Source organism: Chryseobacterium cupriresistens (assembly GCF_046614675.1).
Lineage (GTDB): Bacteria > Bacteroidota > Bacteroidia > Flavobacteriales > Weeksellaceae > Chryseobacterium > Chryseobacterium cupriresistens.
This window is the reverse complement of the sequence record NZ_JBKKJT010000007.1, coordinates 109632-136077: the sequence shown is the minus strand read 5'-3', so window position 1 is coordinate 136077 and position 26446 is coordinate 109632. Positions and strand designations below refer to the sequence as shown.

The window sequence follows — 26446 nt, the reverse complement described above, 5'->3', positions numbered from 1 at the left end:
TCCAGGATTCCGGTTACTGATCTGTGTAATTTTACATCAGAATTAAAAATTTAAAAACAGGAAATTATGAAATTGAAACATTTTTTATTAATCGGAATTTTAACTCTTGGAAGTTTTGTAAACGCTCAGGAAGTAAAGAAAAATGCAATTGAAGTAACAGGAGTGGCAGAAATGGAAGTAGAACCGGATGAAATTATCTTCAGTATCGGGATAAAAGCTGATAATAAAAACGATCTGGCAGATAATGAAAAGAAATTATTTGATATTTTGAAAAATGCAGGGGTAAAGAATGAGGATATCAAATTCAAATCCATGTATCAGAATATTTACTCTAAAACCGCTAAGTTTTCCAAAAATTATCACTTTAAAGCCGGTACAAAATCAAACCTCAGCAAAATCTTTGAAGACCTGAATCAAAAGTGGGTAAGCAGCCTGAATATTGCGGAGGTAAAGAATACCAAAATTGCAGATTTCAGAAAAGCAGTGAAGATCAACGCTTTGAAAGCAGCCAAAGAGAAAGCAGACTACTTACTGGAAAGTATGGGTAAAAAGACAGGAAATGCCCTTGAAATTGTAGAGATAGAAGATTACACCAGCGATATGATTATGCCGGCAGCCTACAAAGGAAGAGCAAGCAATATCCAGCTGGAAATGGCTGATGCTCCGGTAGATTTTTCTTTTGATAATATTGAAAACATCAAGCTGAAATACAGCATTAAAACAAAATACGAAATCCTTTAAAATAACAGATTTGAGAAAGCTGCCTTTTGGGCAGTTTTTTTGTTTTTTACTATTGGGTTATTGCGTTTTTGACTGAAGAAAAATACCTGTCGATCTATTAAAGTTTTTCGAATGGTAAAGGCTTCGACTCCGCTCAGCCTGACAGTATTGAAATGACACATTAGATTATTACGATCACATATAATCAGATCCTTCCGTTTTTATTATCCACCAAGTGAAACCTTCCGTTCACCAAGTTTCCCGATTTCCAGCCTTAAATAAAGATAATTTTACTTCAGGAATTTAAAATAATAAGGATTTAAAGATTTCCGATTACAACAAATAACCAATAAAAAAACAACAATATGACAACGTTAAAAATCTTTGCACTTGCAGCCGGTACAGCTTTGTTAAGCTCCGGAAACATTCAGGAAAACCGCTCTGCAAATAGTAATACTGACAATCATTTACCGTTACAAAAAACAACATTAATTCCAGTAACCTCAACGGTAAAAGACAATAAAATTCAGGTTGCTCTTCTCCTGGATACTTCCAATAGTATGGACGGATTGATTGATCAGGCAAAATCCAGACTGTGGAATATTGTGAATACACTTACCACTCTTAAGTACAACGGAAAGGCTCCCGAGATCGAAATTGCCCTTTATGAATATGGCAACGACGGAATCCGTGATGAAAATTACATCCGCCAGGTAACTCCTCTCACTCAGGATCTGGATCTTGTCTCTGAAAAATTATTTACCTTAAGAACCAATGGAGGCAGTGAATATTGCGGTGCAGTGATCCGTGATGCCTCTGCCAACCTCAATTGGGATGGGAATGAAAAAAGTATGAAACTGATTTATATTGCCGGTAACGAAGCATTTGATCAGGGAAAAATAAATTATAAAGAGGTTGTTTCAAAAGCAAAAGCTAAAAATATTTACACCAACACCATTTTCTGTGGAAGCCGCGAAGAGGGAATCCAGACATTCTGGCAAAACGGGGCATCCCTTGGAGGAGGAAAATATTTCAATATCGACAGCGACAGAAGAGTGATGTATATTGAAACACCTTACGACAAAAGAATTTCTGAATGCAATGCCAGGTTAAATGATACTTATATCTACTACGGAAATCATGGCTCAGAATACAGGCTTAAACAGATCACACAGGATAAAAATGCAGAAGCCCAATCGGCATCCAACCTGGTGGAAAGAGCAGTTGCCAAATCCAAAAAGAACGCTTACAAAAATGATCACTGGGATCTGGTAGATAAAGCTGAAAAAGATGCCGGATTTATTGCGACAGTAAAAGAAAGTGAACTTCCTGCAGAGTTGAAAGGAAAAAGTAAGGAAGAAATTCAAAAAGCGATTGCTGTCAAATCAGCAGCACGTGATACAATTCAAAAGGAAATAGAAGAACTTTCCAGAAAACGCAAGGCTTATATTGATTCCGAAATGAAAAAAAGAGGAAATGATGATTCTGATGATTTGGGAAAAGCCATTGAGAGTTCTATTGTTGAACTTGCGAAAAAGAATGGGTATAGTTTATAGTTGAACAGGCAGTCTTTTTGTGACTGCCTGCTTTTTTAAACCACCCTGTCAAAAATTCAAAGAATTTTTGACCCCCCTCCACAGGACGGGAATTGGGCACAACAATTGGAGTATTGTCATATATAAGACAAAGCATGAAAATTTACCTTCCAAACTTAAAATATCTTGATAACGGATGCTTTTTGCCTTTCATAAACAAAGAAGTCATTTCCATTCCCGCGACTGAAAAAGTAATTCCGTTTCCTCCGAAACCCAACACAAAATAAGAATTTTTAAATTTTTTATGCTCGCTGATATAGGGTAAGCCGTCTTTTGTTTCCCCAAAAGTTCCAGCCCAGACAAAGTCTGTATAGAAATGATAATCGGGTTTTATTTTCTTTAATGTTTTGATGATCTTTTGTTCTTTTTGATCTAAAATAGCATCACGCTTTTCTGCATTATAAAAATCCTCATCTTCGCCTCCTATTAAAAGCCTTCCGTCATCAGTAGTCCGCATATAGAGATAAGGAGTATCGGTATTCCATACTAATGTGCTGCTGATGTTTTTGAACTTGTCTTTATCAATTTCAGAGACGGCCGCATAAGTACTTTTCAGGTTGACAAAGTTTTCTTTGATCAGGTTTTTGCTTTCATATCCTATACAGTAAATCATCTTTTTTGCTTTGATCTGAAATCCGCTGTCCGTGGTAACCAGATTAAATCCTTTATGCTCCTCCACTTTTACCATTTCAGTTTTATCAAATACTTCCAATCCTTTCTTTACATTATGCATGAAAAGCTCATGAGCGAATTGAAAAGCATCAATGCTTGCACCTTGTTTTGATAAGATTCCGCCATAGGTATTTTCAAATCCGAACTGTTTCAGAACACGACCTGCAGACAGCCACTTTACTTCAAATCCCGCAGCCTTTCTCGCCTCATATTCTTTTGTCAGCCATTCCAGATCTTTCTTTTTAGAGACATAATACAATGATTTTTTGCGTTTGAAACCTGCTTTGGATCTTATGGTTTTTGTGATTTTTTCCAGAGTATCAATAGCATCGCTACAGGCCTTATAGCTTAAGACCGCACCTTTTTTTCCTATCTGATCTATCAGCTCATACAGAGGAATATCTATTTCGTACTGTAACATTGAAGTGGTAGCGGAAGTACTTCCGTTGCAAAGTTCGCGTTTATCAATCAGGATGGTTTTGTACCCGTCTTTTATCATCTGATGAGCAATCAGGCTTCCTGTAATCCCACCTCCGATAACAAGAACATCACATTCTTCATTTGATTTTAACGATGGATAAGATGCTAACAATCCGTTTTTTATAAGCCAGAAAGGTTCATTTGATTTGAGATTCATATTAATATTTTACACTGAAACTAACAACATTTATACCTTTTTTAACAATTTTCTACTAAATTATGGTGTAATTATTGTTATTCTTTTAAACTGAACCACCATAAAATATTTATTATGATAACAATTATTCCAGAAGCCCCGGAGAATGTTGCAGCATTCAATGCGACGGGTGAAGTAACGAAAGAGGATTTTGAAAAACTGGTAATTCCGCGTGTAAAAGAGAAGGTAGAGCAATTCGGTGAGCTGAATTATTTATTGTATTTGGATACCGATCTGGATAATTTTACCATGGGTGCATGGCTTGAAGATTTATTGTTGGGACTGAAAAATCTTACCAACTGGAACCGCTCAGCCATTGTTACGGATAAAGAAGGGATACGGAATTTTACCAGTGTTTTCAGTGTTCTGATGCCGGGAGAGTTCAAATCTTTCCCAAAAGAAAATTTATACAATGCCCTCTACTGGTGTAAAAACGGAGATGAGGTAGAGGCATAACATTTATTTGATAAAACATCGCCTGTTTCTTACTGAAACAGGCGATGTTATTTTTAACTGTGACTTCTTTTTATTTATCACATGATACGCATTCTGCAGCCATCTCTTCTTTCTCAGTTTTTGAACCATACAGGTACATATATCTTACACTTATAACCAGTCCGATAAAGGTCATCCCCACTCCCACCAACGATGGATAGTTGAATGAATAACCATATTCCAAAGGAATTCCTCCAAGGAAAGCTCCCATTGCATTGGCAATATTGAAACCGGCCTGCATAAAAGCTGCGGCCATCATTTCACTTTTCGGGGCAGCTTTCATCATCATAATATTGATGGGTGATGCGATAGACATGGATAGAGCGCCACACATGAACGTCAGTACCAAAGCAATATTTTTATATTCTGCAAGGAAGAAAACACCTCCGAGAGAAATCATCATCAGGAAAATCAGCAATACACAGGTTTTTTCAGGTCCCAGCTTATCTGAAACAACTCCTCCCACAAGATTTCCTACTACCATTCCGGCTCCGGCAAGTACCATTACATAAGCCATCTGGCTGCTTTTGATCCCGGCAACAACAGTCATTAAAGGAGTAATATAGCTCAGCCATGTGAACAATCCTCCAAATCCAATGGCTGTAATAGCCAATACCAGCCACGACTGTTTATTTTTAAGGAATTTCAGTTCTTCCATGAAATGGGTATTCTGGTTGGATTCCAGATTGGGAAGCCACATTTTTAAAAATAAAATGGCAAAAAGACCAATCACTGCTACAATCGCAAAGTACAGTCTCCAATGGAAGGTATGCCCGATATAGGTGACCAGAGGCACCATTGCGAGATTGGCAACCGTAAGCCCTGTAAACATCATCGATATATAAAATGCTTCTTTTCCTTTTCCTGCCATTCTTGAAGCCACTACTGTTCCTACACCGAAGAAGGCTCCATGCGGAAGTCCGGACATAAAACGGATAACCAGCATACTGTTGTATCCCGGAGCAATAGCCGAAAGCGCATTAAATAATGTAAAAAGGATCATAAAAGCCATCAGGACTTTTTTCGGAGGGAATTTTACAGAATATCCAATCAGGATTGGAGCTCCGATAACCACGCCCATGGCATATGCTGAAATCAAATGTCCGGCTTGCGGAATCGTAATCTGTAATGTTTTGGCAATATCCGGCAGCAGTCCCATGACGGTAAATTCCGTAGTTCCTATCCCTAAACCACCAATTGCCAGTGGTATTATTCTTTTATCAATCTTCATTGTCTCTAAATCTTTTTCTGAATTAATTTCCTTCAAGTTAAAGGATCACCTGAGTATCTTTATTTTGAAAGTGCAAAAATCGCAAGAAAGTTTGAATTTCACTCCTACTTGAATGATAAAAATTTGCTCCATATTAACCTTTTTAATTAATTTTAAATTCAGAAACAATCAAATAAGAACAAAATGAAGATCCAGAAAGAAATTATTGAGTTTGAAAAAGGGAAATCCTTCAAACTATTTTCTCCTTCTCTGAAAAATTGTTTTTTCTGGCATTATCATCCGGAAATTGAACTGGTATATGTAGAAGCTGTAAACGGAATCCGCCACGTTGGAAAAAACATTTCCGGCTTTACAGACAGTGATCTTTTACTGATTGGTTCCAACGTTCCTCATCTTAATTTTGACTATGGTATTCAGACCGAATGCAGGCAGCTTGTATTACAGATGCGGGAAAGCTTCCTTCAGGACATTATTCTTCCTGTTCCGGAATTTGAGAATATTAAGACCCTTTTAGAACGTTCTTATCTCGGACTTTCATTTTCCGGAGAAACCAAAATTACAGCTGTTGAAAAACTACAGGCTATTAAAGATAAAAACTCTTTTGAATCTTTGGTTGGGCTGATTGAAATTCTGCAAATTCTTGCCCATTCCACAGAAGTGAAAGAATTGAATAAGGAAGATACCAGAATCAAATGGTTTTTAAATGATAAGATCAGAATGGGAACCATCTACGACTATATCCACGAAAATTATGACCGGAAGCCCAATGTCAATGAAGTGGCCCAGGTTGTCAGCTTGAGTACTCCTGCTTTCTGCCGGTATTTTAAAAAGCAGACGAACATGACGTTTACTGATTTTGTTAACAATTACAGGATCAATCAGGCTAAAATATTTCTGCTGAAAGATCAGTCTGTAACGGAAGTTTGTTTTCAGGTAGGTTTTGAAAGTCTTTCTTATTTTAATAAATTGTTTAAGCAGCATACGGGAGAAACACCTTCCGAGTTTAAGAAGAAACATTTCAGACCGATTGAAATTAATGGGAAGATTGGAGTGATTAAGAAGGATACGACTTGTTAAAAGGCGTTGATGCATGTTTTATAAACCACCCCGTCAAAAATTCTTTGAATTTTTGCCACCCCTCCAAAGGATGGGAATGATGACAGTCGTTATTGTAACGATTGCCACCTTCATTAGTAACCACTAATATCTGCAACCTATCACCTATAATCTGCTACCTGATCCCTGCTACCTAAAAAACAAAAAACCGCTCATTGCTGAACGGTCTGTATTTTAGTGAATATGTTTTTCTGCGTGGTAAGAACTTCTTACAAGAGGAGAACTTTCAACGTGTCTGAAACCTAAGCTTCTTGCAAAATCCCCAAACTCATCAAATTCTTCAGGTGTGATAAATTTCTTTACCGGAAGATGCTTTTTAGTCGGCTGCAGATATTGTCCAAGGGTGATGACATCTACATTGGCATTTCTGATATCTTCGATGGTCTGGAAGATCTCTTCTTTAGTTTCTCCCAATCCAAGCATTACTCCTGTTTTGGTTCTTCTTTGTCCGGCTTCTTTCAGATATCTTAATACTTCAAGGCTTCTTTCATATTTTGCCTGGATTCTTACTTCTCTGGTCAGACGTTTTACCGTTTCCATATTATGAGAGATTACTTCAGGAGCTACTTCTACTAATCTGTCAAGGTGTTTTGTGATACCCTGAAAGTCAGGAATCAATGTTTCCATTGTGGTTCCCGGAGAAATTCTTCTTACGGCATTCACTGTTTCTCCCCAAAGAATAGATCCCATATCTTTCAGATCATCGCGGTCTACAGAAGTAAGCACGGCATGTTTGATCTTCATTAACTTGATGGATCTTGCTACTTTTTCAGGCTCATCCCAGTTTACGTCAAGTGGTTTTCCTGTTTTTACACCACAGAATCCACAGCTTCTCGTACAGATATTTCCTAAAATCATGAAAGTAGCTGTACCTTCACCCCAACATTCTCCCATGTTCGGGCAGCTTCCGCTTTGGCAAATGGTGTTTAATTTATATTTATCAACCAAAGTTCTCAGCTCTCTGTAATTCTTTCCGGTAGGAAGTTTTACGCGGATCCATTTTGGTTTTTGAACGGTAGTGTCTTGAACTGAATTTTCCATTTCTAAAATTGAAGTTCAAAGTTAAGGATTTTTTAATGGAAACCATCAACCGGATATATTGATGAAACTGATCATTCAAAATATCATTTGTATATTTATATCCTCAAAATATTCTTATGAAAAAAATATTCTTCCTTTTATTCGCGATATGCGGAACATTTTCTCTTGCCCAAAAACAATTTCAGCCTGCAGGTTCCACGGTTATTGAGACTGTAGACGGAGATCTTGATAGTGATAAAATTCCTGAAAAAGTAATTATCTACAACACAAAGGACACTACTGATATGGGAAACATCCGTGAAATCCAGATCCTGAAAAAGGTTGGCGGTGCATGGACAATCCTTGAAAAATCCAGAAATGCTGTTATGGAAAGCAACGGCGGAGGTATGATGGGTGACCCTTACAGAGAAACGAAAATAGAAAAAGGAATTCTGATTATTTCTCAAAACGGCGGAAGCAGCTGGAAATGGGATGTTACAGACAAATACAGATTTCAGAACGGACATTTTGAACTGATAGGAACCTCCTCAACTTCGGGAAGGCCTGGAGATTACTGGAAAGATATAGATTTTAACCTTTCAACAGGACAGCTGAACTATTCCAAAGAGGTAGAAAATACAGCTGAATATGGTAAATCCTTAAAGGAAACTTATATTAAAAAAGGGCTGAAAATTAATTTGCAAAACAGGAATCAGGAAAAGCAACAGAAAATAATTCTTCCAAAAACAAAAGAAGAGGTTTATTTCTAAATAAAAGTCGTGGGATGTAAGTTTGGGCTGAAGCCAATTGTAAATCTTGTTGTTCTGGCGAAGGAAGAATTTTATTGATGAACAAATTTATGAGATTCTTCACTCCATTTCATTTCGTTCAGAATGACAAGTCCGTTTCTATTGAATAATATTATTGAATTTAATGATCATCAAATTCATTATTCTTCAACAGTTCTGCCAGGACTTTTTTGGCCCGCATGACTCTTACTTTGGTATTGGCGACTGAAATTCCCAATTCATCAGCAATTTCTTTGATGCTTTTTTCTTCAAAAAATCTCAATCTGATAATGTCCTGATAATTGGCATCCAGGGATTCTATGGTTTTGATGATTTTCTTCTGTTCCTCTTCGGAGATAAGCAGTTCTTCCGGTGATTTTGCGTATTGGTTTTTGACCTCATCAAGATTTTCAACAGCGTCTTCGTTGTCGCGGTTTTTCTTTCTCCAGAAATCAATAACGGTATTCTGGGCAATGGTCAGTACCCAGGTTTTAAACTGAAAATGAGGATCGAACATATCCAGTTTTGACAGTACTTTTGAAAAAACATTGACAGTAATTTCATCAGCATCATTTTCGTCTCTCACTTTCTTCATAACAAATGAGAAAACATCCACCCAAAAAACATTGATGAGTTTAGTCTGGGCCTTTTGGTCTTTATCCTTGGCCTTCTGGATGAGCAGGAATAGCTGTTCGTCGTTCATTAATAACAAATATAGATTATTTGGGCTGAAAAACAAAGTATAGGAAAGCTAAAATGGTAAAAAGGCTTTACCCTTAATACTTCGGAATTTATTATCTTTGCATCTTAAAATTTTAAAGTTAAAAATCAATGAATTCCTTTATAGAAGAACTGAAATGGCGTGGTCTGTTTGCCGATATGATGCCAGGAACCGATGAACAACTGAATAAAGAGGTAACTACTGCATATATTGGTTTTGATCCTACCGCCGATTCTTTACATATCGGAAGTCTTATCCAGATAAAAATCCTGGCTCACTTCCAGCTGCATGGCCACAAACCTATTGCTCTGGTAGGAGGCGCTACAGGAATGATCGGGGATCCATCCGGGAAATCTGCAGAAAGAAACCTTCTGGATGAGGAAACTCTTTTACATTATGTAGACTGTTTAAAGAAACAGCTTTCAAAGTTCCTTAATTTTGAAGGAAATGAGCCTAACAAAGCTGAGCTGGTGAACAACTACGATTGGATGAAGAATATTTCTTTCCTTGATTTTGCTAAAAATGTCGGAAAGAATATCACGGTCAACTATATGATGGCAAAAGATTCCGTAAAAAAAAGATTCTCAGGAGAATCCGGTGCAGACGGAATGAGCTTTACAGAATTCACGTACCAGTTAATCCAGGGATATGATTTCCTTCATTTATACCAAAACAATAATGTGAAGCTTCAAATGGGAGGTTCTGACCAGTGGGGAAACATCACTACAGGAACAGAATTGATCCGTAGAAAAGCTCAGGGTGAAGCTTTTGCTTTAACAGTTCCTTTAATTACGAAAGCAGACGGTTCCAAATTCGGAAAGTCTGAAAGCGGGGAAAATTACTGGCTGGATAAAAAGAAAACTTCTCCTTACAAGTTCTACCAGTTCTGGCTGAATGCTACGGATGAGGATGCTGAAAGATTTATTAAATTCTATACTTTCTTAGGAAAAGAAGAAATTGAAGCTTTAATTGAAGAACATAAAACAGCCCCACACGAAAGAAAGCTTCAGAAGAAACTTGCGGAAGAAGTTACCGTTTGGGTACATGGAAGAGAAGAGTATGAAAAAGCATTGAAAGCTTCTGAAATTCTTTTTGGCCGTTCTACTGCTGAAGATCTTGTAAGCCTTGATGAGGAAACTTTCCTGGAAGTTTTTGATGGTGTTCCTCAGAAAGAAATTGCAAAAGCTGATGTTCTGGGAGTGAATATTGTTGATCTTCTTTCTGAAAAATCAGGGTTCTTGAAATCTAAAAGTGAGGCACAAAGAGAGATTAAAGGAAATTCAATTTCTGTCAACAAGCAAAAAGTAAATGATACTTTTACAGCCAATGAAACAGATCTTATTGATGGTAAATTTTTATTGCTTCAAAAAGGTAAGAAAAGCTACTTTATTGTCAAAGTAAGCTAATCTGAAACACTATATAAAAATCGGCGCTGGGATTCATCTCAGCGCCGGTTTCATTTCCTAAATAAATTTAATATTAAAATGTATAGCTTGTAGTAGCCGACAAATATTGTCCACTGGAAGTTCCTTCTTTCTTCAGTTCTCCGTCTACCCAGATCTGAACTTTCAAAGTTGCAGAAGCATCCGGTCCGACAGCGTTTACTCCAACGGTGGCATTGTATGCTCCCGGTTCTGATGTTACCTCAGGGCTGCTCCATGTTGTTCCGCTAAGACTTGTCGCAGTGGTAGGGTTACCGTCAATTCCGTACACCGCTACTTCAATATTACTGCCTGAAGAAGCGATTGCTTTAAAGACCACTTTATGACTTTTCCCTGCTCCATTCACATTGTTGTCGTCATCATCGTTACTGCATGACACTGTAAATCCAATAAGCATTGCTGCTATTACTGCAACGAATGCGCCTCTTAACAGCTTATTCATACTCATTTTTTTCATAATCTTTTGTTTAAATTTTAGTTACTATATTGAATATTCTATGATCCATGATTTGATATCTGCAAAGCTATGAGCATCACCTACGTCTATCAATCCTGAAAAACCAGTAATTTTTTCTACCTAAATTCCGGTATTTTTTATGCTAAAATTTTTAATTAAATTGAGCGTTTAAAAAAATATTTTACAGAATTGATCCATAATGAAGAGATTACTTGTCCTGTTAAGCCTGTTTTTGTCTTTGGCATTACAATCCCAGCAAATCATTCCGCTTAATGAGAAATCTTATATAGACAGCTTACAAAGCATTACAAGAGGAAATCATCCTGATACTTCAAAAGCAACGGCCTTTTTCCTTTTATCTAATTATTGCAGGAACAATGATTCTGTTTTGAGTAAAAAATATCTTTCCAACGGAAAAATACTGGCGCAAAGCCATCCTTTTATTTCAGCCAAATATTATTATTACGAAGGACAGTATAATCTGGACAGGAATAAGAAGAAAGCTGCTGTTTCTTATCAGCAGGCTATTCAGTCTCTATCAAAATTTAAAAATGAAGAATCCGATTTTCTTCAGGCTCTTGCCTGGTACAGCTACGGAGTTTCGCAAAAGGATAAAGAGGGCTATATTCCTTTGGTTAAAATCATGCTTGAAAAGAGTATTCCGTTGGTTGAAAAATATAAGAACAGCAGAAACCTGGGATTCCTGTATACTCAGCTTGCCGTTATTCTTACTTATAATGCCCAGTTTAAAAAAGCTGAAGGTTATAATAACAAAGCCCTGGAAATTCTTGAAAAACAATATCCGAATTCTGCTGAGCTATTTTTTACCTATCTCAATTCTGCCAACAATTTCTGTTATCAGGCTAATGGGGATCAGGCTGAAAAGTATTTGAATAAAGCCGAAAAGCTTATCAGGGAATATCCTGAATCTTCATCCAATGCTTTTTATTATTACAGCAAAACCCTGTTGTATATTACCCGGCAGAAAAATGAGGAAGCTCTTCCTGTAATAGAAAAAGGGATTTTTTATACCAAAAAGTACAATCAGAATCTCCTGGCTCAAATGTTTTATTTCAATAAGTTTGACATTTTAAAGAAACTTAAAAGATATAAGGAAGCTAAGGCTACCCTGGAAGATGTTTTAACGGAAAAATCCCTGGCTATTGATCTTAATAACAGAAAAACTTTTTATAAGCAGCTTTCCTTGCTTAATGAAGAATTGGGAGATACTAAAGAAGCGCTCCTGTGGGAACAAAGATATTCCAAACTCAACGATAGTTTGAATACAGAAAATGTAAAGCTTGAAATCAACAAACTCGAAACTAAATTCAATACCGCTGAAAAAGAAAGAAAAATAGCAACTTTAAATGCTGAGAAAAACCAAAAAGATCTGGAAGTTAATAAGAAAAACTCTTATTTGTGGGGAATGGGTCTTGTTTTATTGTTGGCGTTAAGTCTTCTGATCTTCCTGTTTATTATTTTCAGAAAAAACAAAAAAATAAATGAACAGAGAATCAATGATATTAAGCAAAAGGAAGAATTATCGTTAACCAAAGCTATTCTTGATGGTGAAGAAAGGGAAAGAGAACGTATCGCAAGGGATCTTCATGATGGCCTTGGAGGAATGCTTGCGGGTGTGAAAATCAATTTTTCTACCTGGTCTTCCAGTCATTTAAACCCTGAAAAAGATCAGGAGTTTTATAAAATTCTCGGACAGCTGGACAGTTCTGTAAGTGAACTCCGCCATGTGGCCAGAAATTTAATGCCTGAATCATTGCTTAATTTTGGTTTGGAAACTGCCATCTGTGATTTGTGTGAATTTTACAGCAGAAAAAATCTCGAAATTGACTTTCAGGCTATTGATATTGATAAAGCTTTACCTTTAAATATCCAGCTTAATATTTACAGGATTGTACAGGAGTTACTGGCCAATGCTGTAAAACATGCCAAAGCCAGCAGTATTCTACTTCAATGTTCACAGTCCGGCGAAAATTTTCTCATTACGATTGAAGATAACGGAAAAGGATTTGATAAAAATATAGAAAATACCACCAAAAGTATGGGACTTCGCAATCTGAAAAACAGAGTCAACTACCTGAAAGGAAAAATGGAAATCAATTCTGACCACCAGGGAACAGCAATTAATATAGAACTCAATATCCATGGAGAATGAAAAAATAAATATTGTCATTGTAGATGATCATCCTATTGTCATTGAAGGATTAAAAATGATGCTGAAAAGCCAGCCTTTATTTAATGTAGCGGGAAGTTTTGCATCCGGTGAGGAAACACTGGGTTTTATCCGGTCAGAAATGGTAGATATTGTTCTTCTGGACATTTCGCTCCCTGATTCCAACGGTACAGATCTCTGCAGAGAAATAAAAAAAATATCACCCAATACCTCTGTCATTATGTTCAGCAACCGTTCGGAAAGAAGTATTATTATGCAGTCTATACAAAACGGAGCAAGCGGCTATCTTCTTAAAAATACGTCCATTGATGATCTTGTAGTATCTATAAGAGGGGCGCTTTCCGGAGATATTGTTTTCTGCAATGAGACCAAGCAGATAATCAGCCTTCCTTCTCAAAATATCCTCCCTGTTCCGAGGCTCACTAAAAGGGAGAAACAAATTCTACAGATGGTAGCACAGGGGAAAACAAGCAATGTAATTGCTGAAGAACTTTTCTTAAGTCCTCTTACCGTAGACACCCACCGCAAGAATCTGCTGCAGAAATTTCATGCAAAGAATTCAACAGAATTGATCAGTCTGGCTGTACAGCAGGGTTTGATTGAAGAATGAAAAAAAACCGCTTTGAAAGCGGTTTCTTTTATATAATGTTTAAAATAATTTACGGTTCTAAGAAGCTGTAATCAATAGAAGCAACTAATACACCTTTACCTTTTTTCTTAACAGTTCTTACTACTTCTCCATCAATGTAAAGATTGATTGTTAATTCAGAGTTATCATCCGGCATTGATGCGTTGGCATCAAGATTCAGTTGTGCCTGGCTGGAATTCACAAAGAATTCACCACTTGTCCATGGCGAAGTTACAGGAGACTGTGGAGTATTGTATATGGTGTTCTGCGTTGTACCTACCTGTGTTACAACACTTATTATTTCTCCTCCGGAAGTTGTCTTCACTTCGAATTGAACCACATGATCCTGAAACTCTTCATCGTCATCTTTTTTACAAGAATTGACAATGGTGATTACAGAAAATAATAAAACGAATAAAAAAGAAAGTCTAAGTAAACTTTTTGAATTGTAAAATTGCTTCATTTCTCCAAATAGATTTTTTAATGTTTCAAATATAAGTTTTTTATTAATATAAAAATAACTTTTATGAAAATTTTCCAATAAAGATTTCCAAATAATATCAAATCAATAAAAATAAAAAAATCACGAAAAATTCAAAAATACACCACAGATAATTAATCATTACACATACATCATCGTGCAGCAGAAGTTCATTGTATGAATAATAAAGTTAAGATTTTGCAGGTATTTAATTATCTTTGCTGTATGAATTTAGATTACTTAGTAAGAGAGCCGGAACATATTACTTCCCAAACTCCCATTCTTTTTATGCTTCATGGCTATGGCAGCAATGAGCAGGATCTTTTCAGTTTTAGAGAAACGCTTCCCAATGACTGGATCATTGTAAGTTTCAGGGCTCCCCGTGATACTCAGTTTGAAGGATACTCATGGTATGATATCAATTTTAATGATCCCGAAAATTTTATCGATGTCCCTCAGGCCAATGAATCTTTACATGCAGTTCTGGAAAGTATGTTGAAGATTATTAACCACTATGGACTTACGGAAAGCAAAGCTCACCTTTGCGGCTTCAGCCAGGGAGGAATACTGTGCTACGCTCTGGCTTTAAAACATCCTGAGCTTTTCAATCGTGTTGCCTGTATGAGCAGCTATCCTGAAGAAAAAATTCTGGACGGTATTGTAAAAGATAAAAAGAAACTGGAAGGACTTCGTTTCTTCATTTCTCATGGTACGGATGATGCTGTGATACCGCTTGAGTGGGGAAGAAAAGCCGCAGATCTGCTTTATGATCTCAGCTGTTACTTTACGTTCAGAGAGTATATGAGCGGACATGGCGTCAATCAGAAAAATTATATGGATTTGATGGACTTTTTTTCAAAATAAACAAAGACTGTTTTGAAATAAATTCAACAAAAAAACCTACATTATTGTAGTTTATATAAACATTCCAGCTTTTGGAATGTTTTTTTATTATCATATAGATAAATTCAGTAAATTCAGTAAATGAAATTTAGATTGTTTTTACTGGGATTATTGCTTAGCATTTTTGTAAGTGCCCAGAACACTTTTGAACTAATTAATACTAAAAAAGCGGTTATTCCTTTTCGGTTTATCAACAATCTTATCTTTATCCCTATCAATGTTAATGGTGCTGATCTTACCTTCCTGCTGGATACCGGAGTTTCGGAAACCATACTTTTTAGTCTGGAAAATAAGGAAGTAAAGCTAAGCAATATAGAAAAAGTAAAGTTTTCAGGTCTTGGAGGAAGTTTAAGTATTGACGGCCTGAAATCGGAACGCAATATTGGCAAAATAGGAGATGCTATTGTCAATACCTCTATGTCTCTTTACATTATTATTGATGAAGAGTTTAATATTTCGCCTCATGTAGGAATTCCTGTAAATGGAGTGATTGGCTATCATTTTTTTAAAGACCATCCTATTTATATAGATTATACATCAAAGAAAATAACCGTTTATGAAAATATTGCCCTCCTGGAAAAGAAAATCAGACGGTTTGAAGAGTTTCCCATTACCATTGAAAAGAATAAGCCTTATTTGCATGCCGATGTAGAAATGACCAATGAAAAGAAAGATTCAAAATTACTGATTGACCTTGGAAACAGTGATGCGATCTGGCTCTTCCCTGCTCTTATTAAAAATTTCGTTTACAACAGACCCAATATTGATGATTTCCTTGGCCGCGGTTTCAACGGAGATATCTATGGCAAAAGAAGCAGAATTCATAATTTTTACCTCGGAAATTTTAAATTTGAAAAGCCACTTACTGCTATGCCGGATGAATTTTCTATCCAGCATGTTAATTTGGTAGAAAACAGAAAAGGTTCCATAGGAAGTGAAATTATGCGTAGATTTACTGTAGTTTTTGATTATCCCAATCAAAAGTTATATCTTAAGAAGAACAGAAACTTTGACGATCCTTTTCATTTTAATATGAGCGGACTGGATTTCAGACAAGACGGATTGGAATGGCAGCAGGATAGAATAAATATTGAAACTCAAAAATCAGCTAAAGTAGTAAATGAAGTTTATAAAGAAGCTTTTCGGTATAAATTCAGTCTGAAACCTATATTCTCCATTGCAGGAGTAAGAAAAGACTCTCCAGCCTATGAAGCAGGCCTTAAAAAAGATGACAAAGTTCTGAGCATTAACGGAGAACGAACTGCAGACATGACTCTCGAAAAGATCATGGAACTTATGAAGTCCAGCGAGGGCAGAAATATTACCATGATCATTCAAAGGAAAAACGAAGAACTTACATTCCGCTTCATGCTTGAAGACCCAATTCCTTATCAAGAATAAAATATGAATACTGAAGAAAGCACCTTAGACAGAATAAGAACCAGACCCAGATTTAAAATGTTTACTCATCTTACCAAAGAAGAGTATGCTGAAAATCTTAAAAAATATATGGAAGAGCATAAAGATGAATTTTCAGGAAATATTAATAAGGAGGTTGCTACCATTTGGGTAAAAACAGAATATGATAATTACTGGAAGCCCTGCCTTGCCTTAAGGGTAGAAATGGAAGATGAGCATACGGCAATACGCGGAGTATTTGGCCCTAGCTCCGCAGTGTGGACGTTTTTTATGTTTCTTTACTTTTCTTTTTCTATTCTGTGGATGACATTCTTCACGATGTATTACGTGGAGAAACAGATAAAAAGCGCCGAATACCCATGGGCACTGAGCGCTTCTTTTGTCATGTTATTGTTTATTCTTCTTACGTATATTGCTGCAAGATTCGGGCAGCATAAAGGTAAGGAGGAAATGATCAAACTTAGAAAATTTGCTGAAGAATCTACTTTGCAATTTGAAAAGAAAATCAATTAGATAAAGGTTCTGCAGGCTTTTCATTCTGAACAGGTGCAGATGCTGCTTTTGCTGCTTTGATAGAATCCACCACTTTTTCTCTGTTGCTTTGTTCTTTAAGCATTTTTGGAACGTCCGGCTCTAAAAGCTTCGTCAATTCTTCAACGGAAATATTGTTGGCATTAGGATCGTCCAAAAGATTTCTCCATGGTTTTCTTCCTCCCCATTTGTAATCTCCGAATACCATTACCGCTGTTCCTTTGGCTTTTGTTGTAGCACCGCCGGGATTCAGAATCCAGGTATCTGCATAAGAATACAGCCATTGGGCATCTTTCCTCAGCAATCGGAGACATGAGTGGGAAGCAGGATATCCCGGAAGGGTATATTCATGCCATCCAATTCCTCCGATATTGTGAATATTAAAGTTATAAGGAAGTTTCCATTCAGTACTTACCGTAGAAATGGCAAGTTTCTTTTTCCAGTTGGCAAAAGTAAGCCCTCTTGTGGTCTGGGCTGCTTTTTTACCCATACTTGTCGGGCCCCATTTTACAAGACTTCCATTGGAATATACAGCAAAAGCCTGTATAGGATATGAGAATATGACAAACTTTTTCACTCCGCTTAATACATCCAGCTGCATTGGAAACGGTGAATATGCCATCATTGTTGTATCTATTTTTGCAGGAACAACCAAAGTATCGGCATTCCATTTACTTTTAGAGTCCAGCCTGTTTAAAGCTAAAATAGCAGTTCTCTCTTCTACACTGTATTTCTTGCTGAATTCTGCATACACAGAATCACGCATTTTTTTATCCTTCGGAAGAACAAAGGCATTATAGAAACCATTCTCCTGCATAACAGGCGGAACAGATTCTTTTTTCACTACAGGAACAGAATCTTTCTTTATGGAATCCTTTTCTACCTCCGAAGCTTCCGAAGAAGCAACAGTATCTTTAAAAGTATCACTTATCTTTTCTATTTCCTTTTTACAGGAAATCAAGAAAAAAGCGCATAAACAGACATAAAGAAAGGATTTTTTCACAGATATGTTTTTCATAAATAAATCGGCCATTTAGTTTGGCTACCCAGTACAAATATCAGACCTAAATTTGAATCATAAAAGATATTCTTAAAAATACCGTAAAAAAACGGAGGTTTAAGGATTGCAAATGAGGAGTTATAGTTAGTTCATTTTTATAAGGTTAGCGTTCCAGACAGGGATTCCGGGAGTCTCACATAAACATTATTCTCCTTTCCAGTTCTTTTTGAAAATAGTTTTACACCAAGATCAGTTTACATTAAAAAATTCAGTATAAATCTCACAATACATAAAAAAGCAATCAGCAACAGTATGTAAAACTGAACTTTATTTACTTTTCTATTCCCGAATTTCCAGACGAGAATTCTGTCAATGATAAATTATCACTTTTACAGGAATGAAATTGAATAGTAAATGGAAGGGGGGAAAATAAAAAAGCCTTCTATTTCTAGAAGACTTTTTTTGCGATCCGGACGGGACTCGAACCCGCGACCTCCGCCGTGACAGGGCGGCATTCTAACCAGCTGAACTACCGGATCAATTAAAGTAGCATTTGCTTTTAACTGGTGCAAATATATAGCTTTTTTTAACTTTTCCAAAGAAACCTATTTCTTTTCTTTCAAAGCAATCTGTAAAATACACATTTTCAAATATAAAAATTAAAGATATAACTGCTATTAGACACCTTTATTTTAAATTTCACTTAGAAAATTTAAGAAAATAGATTATAAACACACACAAAATCAACACTCCTGTTACTTTAAATTCTAAGATGATAAATTCCCTGTACTATTTAACTACCGGGCTTATCCTGTTTGTTCGATAACTTCAACAAATTTTTTACAAAGAATGGACTTGTCATAAACTGTTTCAGCCAATTTTCTTGAATTTTGTCCCATGCTATTTACCACCTCAGGATTGTCCTTCAAATAGAGTACTTTTTCTACAAGTTCTTCCGGACGGTTGGGGTTTACATAATATCCGCAATGGTATTTTTCAGCTATATCTTTCGTCCATCCGGCGGAGTTTACAATAATCGGTTTTCCTGCAGACAATGAATCGAAAAGTTTGTTGGGAGAGTTGGTATACAAAATCGGAATATCCAGAAAGGAAATCATAGAAACATCGGAAAAATTAACAATCTCAGATACGTCTGTCATAGGGAACTTTCCGAGAAACTTCACATTTTTAAGGTTGTTTTTCTCTACTTCATCTACCAAATCCTGTTCGGTAGAACCACCTCCTACAAACAAAAATTCTATATCTTCTCTATCTTTTAATAACTTGGCAGATTCAATAATTGAATGAGCTCCATTTGCCAATCCCAGAGACCCAAAATGAACTATTTTGAAGGAATCTTTTTTTAAACCAAGCTTTTCCATCAGTTGATCGTTTTTTCCCCTAGGCCAGAATTCGTCCATTTTAGCCATATTAGGAATCATTGATGTTTTTTCTTTTGGAATATATTTTACGACTCCATCCTGCATACCGGGAGAAAGTGCAATAACACGGGAAGCGTTTTTATAAATCGTTTTTTCCAGCAGACGAGTTGTTTTAATTGTCCAGCTGTTTTTTATGGCTCCCATTTGTATAGGCACCTCAGGCCAGAGATCCCTTACTTCAAAAACAAAAGGTTTCTTTTTAAACCACTTTAATATAAGTGCCGGAATACCTATTGTAAGAGGAGTAGATGTAGCAATCACCAAATCAATATCTTTCTGTTTCCATCCTACTACAGATGATTTGTACATAAATTTCAGGAAAGCCTTTAATCTTCTGGAAACACTCATATTCTGGTCATAGTCTTCTTTTATATAAACGACTTCAATACCATCAATGTTTACCACTTTAATATCCTCTGAAAATTTCGATGATGAGGTGAGCATAGTAACTTTATGCCCGTTTTTAATAAGTTCTTGTGCTAGCCAATACGATCTTGTTCCTCCGGGTTCCTGAGGAGTTACGAAATATTGGTGGATGTATAATATGTTCATTATTTTTTTTCTGTATATAATTGTTGGTATACTTCAGCTATTCTCTTCCAGTCATGATTTTCTAACAATTGCTCCATATCAAAACTATAATGATCTTGTTTTTGGATTAAACGTTCAAGCGCCCGTTCGATCGCAGAAACAGAAATGTCTTCCACTTTTTCCCCAATAGAATCATCATAAAAACCGTCGATCCCTTCATTTTGTGTGTACATCACCGGTAAACCCTGCAGAAGGGCTTCTATATACACCAGGCCAAAGGTTTCTGCTTTGGAAGGCATTGTAAAGAAATCACTTCGTTCGTAGTAGGATTTTAAAACAGGCAGACTCTCAACTTTTCCTACAAACTCAAAGGAAGGGTCGTTTTTAATAGAATCAAGGATTCTTTTCTCGTCATTTCCTCCTCCTCCAATCAGTGTTAATTTTATCTTATTCTGAACCTTGTGATTATAATTCTTAACAGCATTAATAAGGTTAAAGACATTTTTTCCCTTATTAAATTTCCCTATATAAAGCAACTGAATGCTTTTTTCATTCTTAACAACATTCCTTTTCATCACCTTTGATTCGATCCAGTAAGGATCTACACCATTTGGGACCACTGTGAGTTTTTGCTGTACATTCTCCAGGATATGAGACAGTCTTGAATCTTCAAGCATTCTTTTTTTATAGACTGCCGAAATGGTTATGATCTTATTCGCATTCTGAAGAATTTTTTTTCCGTAGCCTCTTTCGTGCAGAAAATATTTCAAAAACACATTAAGATCAGTATTACGCACTGCTACTATGTAGGGAATATTATATTTTTTATGAAGTTCATAGGCCGCTCCGCCATCGCTGTACCATGTGTGAGCATGAATAAATTTGACAGTCTTGAGATCTATTTTTGCTTCAATGTCCCGTACAATTTTTTTAATTTTTCTCTTATACAAAACCCGATCTGCATATTTTGATAAAATATGGCTGTAGATAATCTGAGAGCGGTTATTTTTAAAATTTATTTTATTTTTTCCTATTCTGGAAGCCTCCCGAAATGGATTGTATACAATCTGCTCCACCCCGTTACTATCCAGCTCCCTCACTAAATTTTTATAAACTGTGGATCCTGAGTAATCGTTTGTAATGTGAAGTATCATTATGGATAAATTGAATTAAACTGCAGCTCTAAAGAGGAATTGTTAATTTTATTACTATAATTTGTAAGGTTTTTCTCGACCAAAGGATATAAACTTGTATCAAAATAGATAAGTTTCATCCAGCCATCCGATATTTTCCATCCTGTATTTTGTACACTTGGATTTGTAGTACCGTCTACATTATCAGCAATACTGTCTCCTTTAAGAATCTTAAGCTTCAGGGTATTGCAGAGGTAACTGAAATTAAAGTCGGTCCAATTGGCATTTCCCAATTCTTTTGCCTTTATTAAATATAATACGACATGATTTCCATGTGATACATCCTGTATAACGGGCTTATAATTCTTAATTTTCTGTAAAGCCTTACAAAAAGCATCCGGATACGTACTGTTCCATGTATAATACAAAACGCTACCTGTGCTTTTGTTTAAGATCAGTGCTTTTTTCAGCTGCTGATCAAACTGATTTACAAACACGGAATATGAGTTTTTATTAGATTCGTCATATTTCATCAGATATAGTGCAACAACTGCCCAGTTTGCTCCGGTATGAAGCCTCTGATGAAACAATAAAGAATAATCTCCATACTGGCTAAAACTTCTGGCTTTCCATTTATCGAAAGAGTATTTTAAACCACTTTCTATCGCCGGCTGATAATTTGTATACAGTTTATTCTTAGCTAAAATATCCAAAAATTCGCCAATGTATCTGAAAAAATATCCTTCTGAAATTAAATGCTCCTGTCCGTTCACTTTTGCATTCTGATTACCTTTTCCCACATTCATCACCCAGCCATTTTTTTGGTAAGATGTCTTTGAATTGGTGTCAATCAGGATTGGTTTTATGACAGAAATATTAGTATCAATATATTTCTTATCTTTTGTTTTAAGATACATATTGTTATTGGCATTGATAAAATATCCTAATGCCATGAAATCGTAAGTATTTTTACTTACCGACGACAATTCCATTTTTTGCAAACCATAGCTTTTGGATGCCTGCATATCTGCATTATACCTGCTTACTCTGTTTTGCTGAGCATACGAAAAGCTAAACAGTAGTACCGCACTAATCTTTATAAAATCACTTAAATATTTCATAATTATTAATATTATAATTTTGAATCAGATTCTGTAACTGCTTATCATTACCTCCATCGGCAACGTTTTCCTGGCTTAGTTTAAAAATTGAATTTTTATTTTCAATGGGAATCAGGTTTGAAAAATAATTGGATTTCACAGTCTTTGTCTTATTCAACTGAGCCATCATATTCAGCCAGACATCATCCGCCATAAAACATAAGCTGACAAAAGCCTCTTTGTTTAAAACTTCTTCACTAAAAAAATTAGTCTTATACAAAGTTCCTCCCCCACTTGTGTGAAATAGATCAAATGTCGGTCCAAAATTTCCAAAAACCTTTTTCCACTTAGAATATCTGCTTATTGTATCATCATCATTTCTCACAATTTTATGTGCTCTGTGACAACAGATTGTATCAGGAAATTTTTCATGTAAATCCATTAAATCTTTAATGATATTTGATGGATAAAAGATATCATCATCTATTGTTATGATAACGTCATTTTGATATTCTTTAAAGGCGTAGTAATATTTTTTATGAGACCTGAGATCTTCGTCTACAAATTTTATTTCCAGTTGATTCTTTTTATAGTACCCCATCAAATTATCCGGTATATCTTTTAATTCATTCGGAAACTGATCTTTTGCCAAATACAATACAATTTTATTTGGAAGCAGGCTTTGTCGTAGCATACATTCTATAACCATCCATAATTTGGATATCCTTCCCGGGAATGTTGTCAATGATACAATAATATTTTCCGACGATTGTTCGGGTAGTACTATTTCTTTTTTAGTGTTTTTAAGATATATCGGAAAGACAAAATTTGAAAACTTTCTAATAGAAAATCTCGCTAAAGACTGAACTTTAGTAAGTTTTCTTAACGATGAATATTTTCTATCTATATAATCAATTAACATTTTTAGCTGTCGTTTTATAAAATGATGATATACAATAAAGACTTGCTAGCCAAATCCACATGTAAGGATTATTTAAATAAACACTATTAATTGTAAACGCCAATGGCATTACAAGTAATGATCCTAACAAAATATAGTTTGGAATTTCACGCTTTTTAAAAATCTTTTTCGGGTTAAAAATTTTATATAACAATAAAAGAAATGTAAAGAAGACAACAATTCCATATTGAGAAAGTAATTCTATAAATAAATTATGGGGTACCAGGATAGGGTTTTTCGTCATTTTACTGGCCGTTTCAGAAAAATTACCAGCTCCGACACCCAGAAATTTTGAGTTTATAAACATATCGATACCAACATTAATCATTTCCTTTCTGGAATTGTCTTCCAGTCCTTTTTGTTCAATTCTTGTCTTTAAATAAGAAAATGATGCATTATTCATTACATATATATAACCTGCAACAGATGCTATTATCGAAATGAATGTATAAATAATGGTTTTGCTTATTGACTTACTGGAATAAAAAATAATATATATAATTGTAGATATCAATAAGCACAGCATCGTTCCGCGGCTTGCATTAGTCAGTACAACCCAAACGATTGCTAAAATAAAAAGGATATAAAGTATTTTAAAAAACTTGCTTGAAATAAACTTAAGTTTGGCTAAAATAAAAGGGAATGAAATTGCCAAAAGGTGATTATACAAATTATAATTTCCAAAAGTAATAGCTGCATATTTTCTAAGAGTTCCTACTCCTCCTAATACCGTATCATCTCCAAACTTAGAATTGGAAAAGTGTAAATTGAAATTAATTTCTATAAGTGCAATTGGAATACTTAGTAATACAAATATAACCCAGCCATTGATCAGTTTATTCAAACTTAAATACTTGCTAAAATTTAGTATTTCAACAAAAATGATGAAATTTATCAATGCATAAGCAAACTCTTTTAAGGATTGGTCATTATTAAATGTTAAAAATAACATTGATAATACACAATACACAATAAAAGAAAAGAAAAATAATAAATACTCTTTCCCTTTAATAAGCTTTTTATTTAAATCCTGTATTAGTAACGGTAAAAATAAAATAGCAAGAAGTCTCGGTGCCTGTAGCATACCACCGTATAAACCAAATATTTGTGAAATGATTAATATTGGGGTTATATTTTTCTTTAGGTAATTCATCTATTAATCAAATTATCCAATCTTATCAGAAGGAAAATAAAATTCCAATTTTTATAAATAAAAACCGATTTGGAAGGAAATAGTTTTCTTTTGATATATTTCACAATAAAAGAATCATACTCTCTTGTAAAAACAAAAAAGTTTTTTTTACTGATAGTATTTAAAAGATCCATAATTTCATTTTTTTTCATATTGCTTTTATGTAAAAAAATGAACAGCAAACTAAAATAATAGTGATGTCTGTTTATGATGAATTTTTCAGGAAAGAAATCTATTATATCTTTCTTATTATATAATTCTAAAATTTTTAAAACTGATTCTACATTTTTTATAGTCTGCTTTTTCTTCATGATTGACTCTCCCCTTTGTACATAGTTTACGAAGATATTGTCAATAACTTGCAGCGCAGGATTTTTACTATAGACTTGTGTATTAAATAACACATCCTCATAGATAGCTCCTTTTTCAAATATGATCTTATATTGATCCAAGAATTTTTTTGAATAGATCTGTGTCCATGCCTGAACACCATAGTTATTGTATTTTAACAGCAAATCGTGGCCACTGATCTTTTCTTCATTTTCAAATTTTTCAAATTTGACAATTTTATTTTCATAAATTTCCTGATAATTAAATAAGAAAATATCGGTCTCTTTATTGATTTTTTCAAAAAAGATATCAATACTATCACTTTCAATATAATCATCTCCATCAACAAACCAGATATATTCACCTTTGGCTATTTTATATCCGGCATTCCTGGCATCAGAAAGCCCTCCGTTTTCTTTTTCCAGGATGACAATTCTTTTATCAGCTTCTTTATATTTTTTACAAATACTGATACTATTATCCGGAGATCCATCAATTACCAGGATCAGTTCAAAATTAGCAGAAGTATTTTGTATTATACTGGCAATACATTTTTCTATATAATTTTCAACATTATATATTGGGACGATAATTGATAAAAAAACATCATTCATTTACATTCTCTATTAATGGTAGGTAAAACTTCCTTATCTCCTGAGGATTATATTTCTCATATTTATCATTGCTCAATAACTCATCTATTGCTGTGTTTGCTTCCTCTACATTTTTAACAAACTTGATATATTCTAAATACTTAATCCAGTTGTAAGTTCCTATAACTTTCTGATTATAATTCGAAAAAACCACGCATGGTGTTCCTGTAATGATGCAAAGAACCATTCCGTGTAATCTGTCAGTAACCACTATCTTTGCTTTAGAAAATTGTAACAGCTTATTAGTCAATATTTTCTTTCTAACAGATTTTATATCTAAATCTGTTATTTTATCACAATGCATATCAGAATTAATTATCTTGTCAAATCTTTCTTTTAAGATTTGAGTAATTTTATCTTTATCATCTGCTGTTAATATTGATTCCTGATCATTTCTGATTACTTCCAATGCATATTCCCGCTCATTTTCAAAACTATATTCAGTGTAAAGAACAATATCTGGCGTCAGAATTACTTTGTTTTTTGGAAAATATTTTTGCATTAATTCAAATGATTTTTCCTCCCTGGCTGTCAAAATCAAATTTTTATGTTTTCCAAAAATATCTTGTGTTCTTTTTAATTCAGATTCACCAATCTGGTCATTTGAATAATAAATCGTTTGTGGAAACAGTATAATTTTATTTTCAGGAAAATTTTGAATTACCATTCTCCTTAAATTTTCTTCCCTCATATATTCATTCCCAAAATTGCCACCGCCATGAACAAATATCAAATCATCAGGCTTAATAGTATTTCTATACTTTTCTATAAAATACTTCATCTGAGACTGATTGATCTCAAAAATGTGATGCCCGGGTAAATTTTCCTGAAAAAATTTTAGCTGCCCCTCGGCAATAGCGTGATCTCCAATATTAGTATGAGTAGGAGTCTGAAATAAGAATAACCGCTTTGAACTGCAATTAGAAATTTCATCAGCAATTTTATCTACTCTGGCATTATTCTGTATATTATTGATAATTGAATTTGCTTTATTTTTTATTTTGTTAAATAAATCCAT

At 34.9% G+C, this 26446-nt stretch carries 25 protein-coding genes and 1 tRNA gene; 11 read left to right on the top strand and 15 right to left on the bottom strand.

Going from position 1 to position 26446, the window contains the following annotated elements; translation table 11 throughout:
* Positions 1 to 66 precede the first annotated feature (66 nt).
* Together ACLI50_RS18220 and ACLI50_RS18215 are read left to right on the top strand one after the other, a co-directional pair.
* Positions 67 to 741 carry an SIMPL domain-containing protein gene (locus tag ACLI50_RS18220; protein WP_202839719.1) on the top strand — a complete coding sequence of 225 codons (675 nt, stop codon included), beginning with the start codon at positions 67 to 69 and terminating at the stop codon, positions 739 to 741.
* A gap of 344 nt (positions 742 to 1085) precedes the next feature.
* Positions 1086 to 2276 (top strand): VWA domain-containing protein, encoded by a 1191-nt coding sequence (locus tag ACLI50_RS18215; RefSeq protein ID WP_411414372.1) that lies wholly within the window; start codon positions 1086 to 1088, stop codon positions 2274 to 2276.
* 142 nt (positions 2277 to 2418) lie between these two features.
* Here the strand turns inward: ACLI50_RS18215 and ACLI50_RS18210 are convergent, their stop codons facing one another.
* The gene (locus tag ACLI50_RS18210) at positions 2419 to 3624 is read right to left on the bottom strand and encodes an NAD(P)/FAD-dependent oxidoreductase (RefSeq protein ID WP_411414371.1); all 1206 of its coding nucleotides are present in this window, start codon (positions 3622 to 3624) and stop codon (positions 2419 to 2421) included.
* A 114-nt stretch (positions 3625 to 3738) separates the two neighbouring features.
* Here ACLI50_RS18210 and ACLI50_RS18205 point away from each other — a divergent pair, with 114 nt between their 5' ends.
* Positions 3739 to 4119 (top strand): SpoIIAA family protein, encoded by a 381-nt coding sequence (locus ACLI50_RS18205; RefSeq protein ID WP_110010742.1) that lies wholly within the window; start codon positions 3739 to 3741, stop codon positions 4117 to 4119.
* A gap of 70 nt (positions 4120 to 4189) precedes the next feature.
* On the opposite strand, the gene ACLI50_RS18200 is transcribed toward ACLI50_RS18205, so the two are convergent.
* Positions 4190 to 5389, bottom strand: a complete 1200-nt coding sequence (locus ACLI50_RS18200) for an MFS transporter (protein ID WP_202839725.1) — start codon at positions 5387 to 5389, stop codon at positions 4190 to 4192.
* A 183-nt stretch (positions 5390 to 5572) separates the two neighbouring features.
* On the opposite strand from ACLI50_RS18200, the gene ACLI50_RS18195 reads away from it, so the two are divergent.
* On the top strand, positions 5573 to 6466 hold the full coding sequence (locus ACLI50_RS18195) for an AraC family transcriptional regulator (protein ID WP_411414370.1): 894 nt from the start codon (positions 5573 to 5575) through the stop codon (positions 6464 to 6466).
* A 213-nt stretch (positions 6467 to 6679) separates the two neighbouring features.
* On the opposite strand, the gene lipA is transcribed toward ACLI50_RS18195, so the two are convergent.
* Positions 6680 to 7546 (bottom strand): lipoyl synthase, encoded by an 867-nt coding sequence (gene lipA, locus ACLI50_RS18190; RefSeq protein ID WP_411414369.1) that lies wholly within the window; start codon positions 7544 to 7546, stop codon positions 6680 to 6682.
* A gap of 116 nt (positions 7547 to 7662) precedes the next feature.
* Here lipA and ACLI50_RS18185 point away from each other — a divergent pair, with 116 nt between their 5' ends.
* The gene (locus tag ACLI50_RS18185) at positions 7663 to 8295 is read left to right on the top strand and encodes a hypothetical protein (protein ID WP_411414368.1); all 633 of its coding nucleotides are present in this window, start codon (positions 7663 to 7665) and stop codon (positions 8293 to 8295) included.
* 160 nt (positions 8296 to 8455) lie between these two features.
* Here ACLI50_RS18185 and ACLI50_RS18180 read toward each other — a convergent pair whose 3' ends face one another.
* A complete protein-coding gene (locus ACLI50_RS18180; RefSeq protein WP_110010746.1) occupies positions 8456 to 9016 on the bottom strand; it encodes an RNA polymerase sigma factor in 561 nt (186 codons plus the stop codon).
* A gap of 128 nt (positions 9017 to 9144) precedes the next feature.
* Between ACLI50_RS18180 and tyrS the strand changes: the two genes are divergently transcribed.
* Positions 9145 to 10440 (top strand): tyrosine--tRNA ligase, encoded by a 1296-nt coding sequence (gene tyrS / locus ACLI50_RS18175; protein ID WP_227944052.1) that lies wholly within the window; start codon positions 9145 to 9147, stop codon positions 10438 to 10440.
* 73 nt (positions 10441 to 10513) lie between these two features.
* Here tyrS and ACLI50_RS18170 read toward each other — a convergent pair whose 3' ends face one another.
* On the bottom strand, positions 10514 to 10918 hold the full coding sequence (locus ACLI50_RS18170; protein WP_395972734.1) for a hypothetical protein: 405 nt from the start codon (positions 10916 to 10918) through the stop codon (positions 10514 to 10516).
* 214 nt (positions 10919 to 11132) lie between these two features.
* Between ACLI50_RS18170 and ACLI50_RS18165 the strand changes: the two genes are divergently transcribed.
* Both ACLI50_RS18165 and ACLI50_RS18160 read left to right on the top strand, forming a co-directional pair.
* Positions 11133 to 13106, top strand: a complete 1974-nt coding sequence (locus tag ACLI50_RS18165) for a tetratricopeptide repeat-containing sensor histidine kinase (RefSeq protein ID WP_411414367.1) — start codon at positions 11133 to 11135, stop codon at positions 13104 to 13106.
* The gene (locus ACLI50_RS18160; protein WP_395972732.1) at positions 13096 to 13734 is read left to right on the top strand and encodes a response regulator transcription factor; all 639 of its coding nucleotides are present in this window, start codon (positions 13096 to 13098) and stop codon (positions 13732 to 13734) included. Before ACLI50_RS18165 ends, ACLI50_RS18160 begins: the two co-directional genes overlap by 11 nt.
* A gap of 49 nt (positions 13735 to 13783) precedes the next feature.
* Here the strand turns inward: ACLI50_RS18160 and ACLI50_RS18155 are convergent, their stop codons facing one another.
* On the bottom strand, positions 13784 to 14215 hold the full coding sequence (locus ACLI50_RS18155; RefSeq protein ID WP_238349608.1) for a hypothetical protein: 432 nt from the start codon (positions 14213 to 14215) through the stop codon (positions 13784 to 13786).
* Positions 14216 to 14458: 243 nt separating this feature from the next.
* Here ACLI50_RS18155 and ACLI50_RS18150 point away from each other — a divergent pair, with 243 nt between their 5' ends.
* The 3 genes from ACLI50_RS18150 to ACLI50_RS18140 all read left to right on the top strand — a co-directional run bounded on the left by ACLI50_RS18150 (position 14459) and on the right by ACLI50_RS18140 (position 17068).
* Positions 14459 to 15097, top strand: coding sequence for an alpha/beta hydrolase (locus ACLI50_RS18150; RefSeq protein WP_110010752.1), 639 nt, complete (start codon positions 14459 to 14461; stop codon positions 15095 to 15097).
* Positions 15098 to 15217: 120 nt separating this feature from the next.
* Positions 15218 to 16537, top strand: a complete 1320-nt coding sequence (locus tag ACLI50_RS18145) for a PDZ domain-containing protein (RefSeq protein ID WP_202839740.1) — start codon at positions 15218 to 15220, stop codon at positions 16535 to 16537.
* Between the two features lie 3 nt (positions 16538 to 16540).
* Positions 16541 to 17068 carry a hypothetical protein gene (locus ACLI50_RS18140; RefSeq protein WP_137905441.1) on the top strand — a complete coding sequence of 176 codons (528 nt, stop codon included), beginning with the start codon at positions 16541 to 16543 and terminating at the stop codon, positions 17066 to 17068.
* On the opposite strand, the gene ACLI50_RS18135 is transcribed toward ACLI50_RS18140, so the two are convergent.
* The 9 genes from ACLI50_RS18135 to ACLI50_RS18095 all read right to left on the bottom strand — a co-directional run bounded on the left by ACLI50_RS18135 (position 17061) and on the right by ACLI50_RS18095 (position 26446).
* Positions 17061 to 18089 (bottom strand): L,D-transpeptidase, encoded by a 1029-nt coding sequence (locus ACLI50_RS18135; protein ID WP_411414366.1) that lies wholly within the window; start codon positions 18087 to 18089, stop codon positions 17061 to 17063. The genes ACLI50_RS18140 and ACLI50_RS18135 overlap by 8 nt on opposite strands.
* Positions 18090 to 18551: 462 nt before the next feature.
* A tRNA-Asp gene (locus ACLI50_RS18130) sits at positions 18552 to 18625 on the bottom strand.
* A 267-nt stretch (positions 18626 to 18892) separates the two neighbouring features.
* Positions 18893 to 20080 (bottom strand): glycosyltransferase family 4 protein, encoded by a 1188-nt coding sequence (locus ACLI50_RS18125; protein ID WP_202839742.1) that lies wholly within the window; start codon positions 20078 to 20080, stop codon positions 18893 to 18895.
* Entirely contained in the window at positions 20080 to 21213 is a 1134-nt protein-coding gene (locus ACLI50_RS18120) for a glycosyltransferase (protein WP_202839744.1), read from the bottom strand. Before ACLI50_RS18120 ends, ACLI50_RS18125 begins: the two co-directional genes overlap by 1 nt.
* Complete coding sequence (locus tag ACLI50_RS18115) at positions 21213 to 22313, bottom strand: hypothetical protein (protein WP_202839745.1); 1101 nt, start codon at positions 22311 to 22313, stop codon at positions 21213 to 21215. The genes ACLI50_RS18120 and ACLI50_RS18115 overlap by 1 nt, the downstream gene beginning before the upstream one ends.
* Positions 22297 to 23214 carry a glycosyltransferase gene (locus tag ACLI50_RS18110; RefSeq protein ID WP_411414365.1) on the bottom strand — a complete coding sequence of 306 codons (918 nt, stop codon included), beginning with the start codon at positions 23212 to 23214 and terminating at the stop codon, positions 22297 to 22299. The genes ACLI50_RS18115 and ACLI50_RS18110 overlap by 17 nt, the downstream gene beginning before the upstream one ends.
* On the bottom strand, positions 23204 to 24406 hold the full coding sequence (locus tag ACLI50_RS18105; RefSeq protein ID WP_227943876.1) for an O-antigen ligase family protein: 1203 nt from the start codon (positions 24404 to 24406) through the stop codon (positions 23204 to 23206). The genes ACLI50_RS18110 and ACLI50_RS18105 overlap by 11 nt, the downstream gene beginning before the upstream one ends.
* Positions 24403 to 25389, bottom strand: a complete 987-nt coding sequence (locus ACLI50_RS18100) for a glycosyltransferase (RefSeq protein WP_411414364.1) — start codon at positions 25387 to 25389, stop codon at positions 24403 to 24405. The genes ACLI50_RS18105 and ACLI50_RS18100 overlap by 4 nt, the downstream gene beginning before the upstream one ends.
* The gene (locus ACLI50_RS18095) at positions 25382 to 26446 is read right to left on the bottom strand and encodes a polysaccharide pyruvyl transferase family protein (protein WP_411414363.1); all 1065 of its coding nucleotides are present in this window, start codon (positions 26444 to 26446) and stop codon (positions 25382 to 25384) included. The genes ACLI50_RS18100 and ACLI50_RS18095 overlap by 8 nt, the downstream gene beginning before the upstream one ends.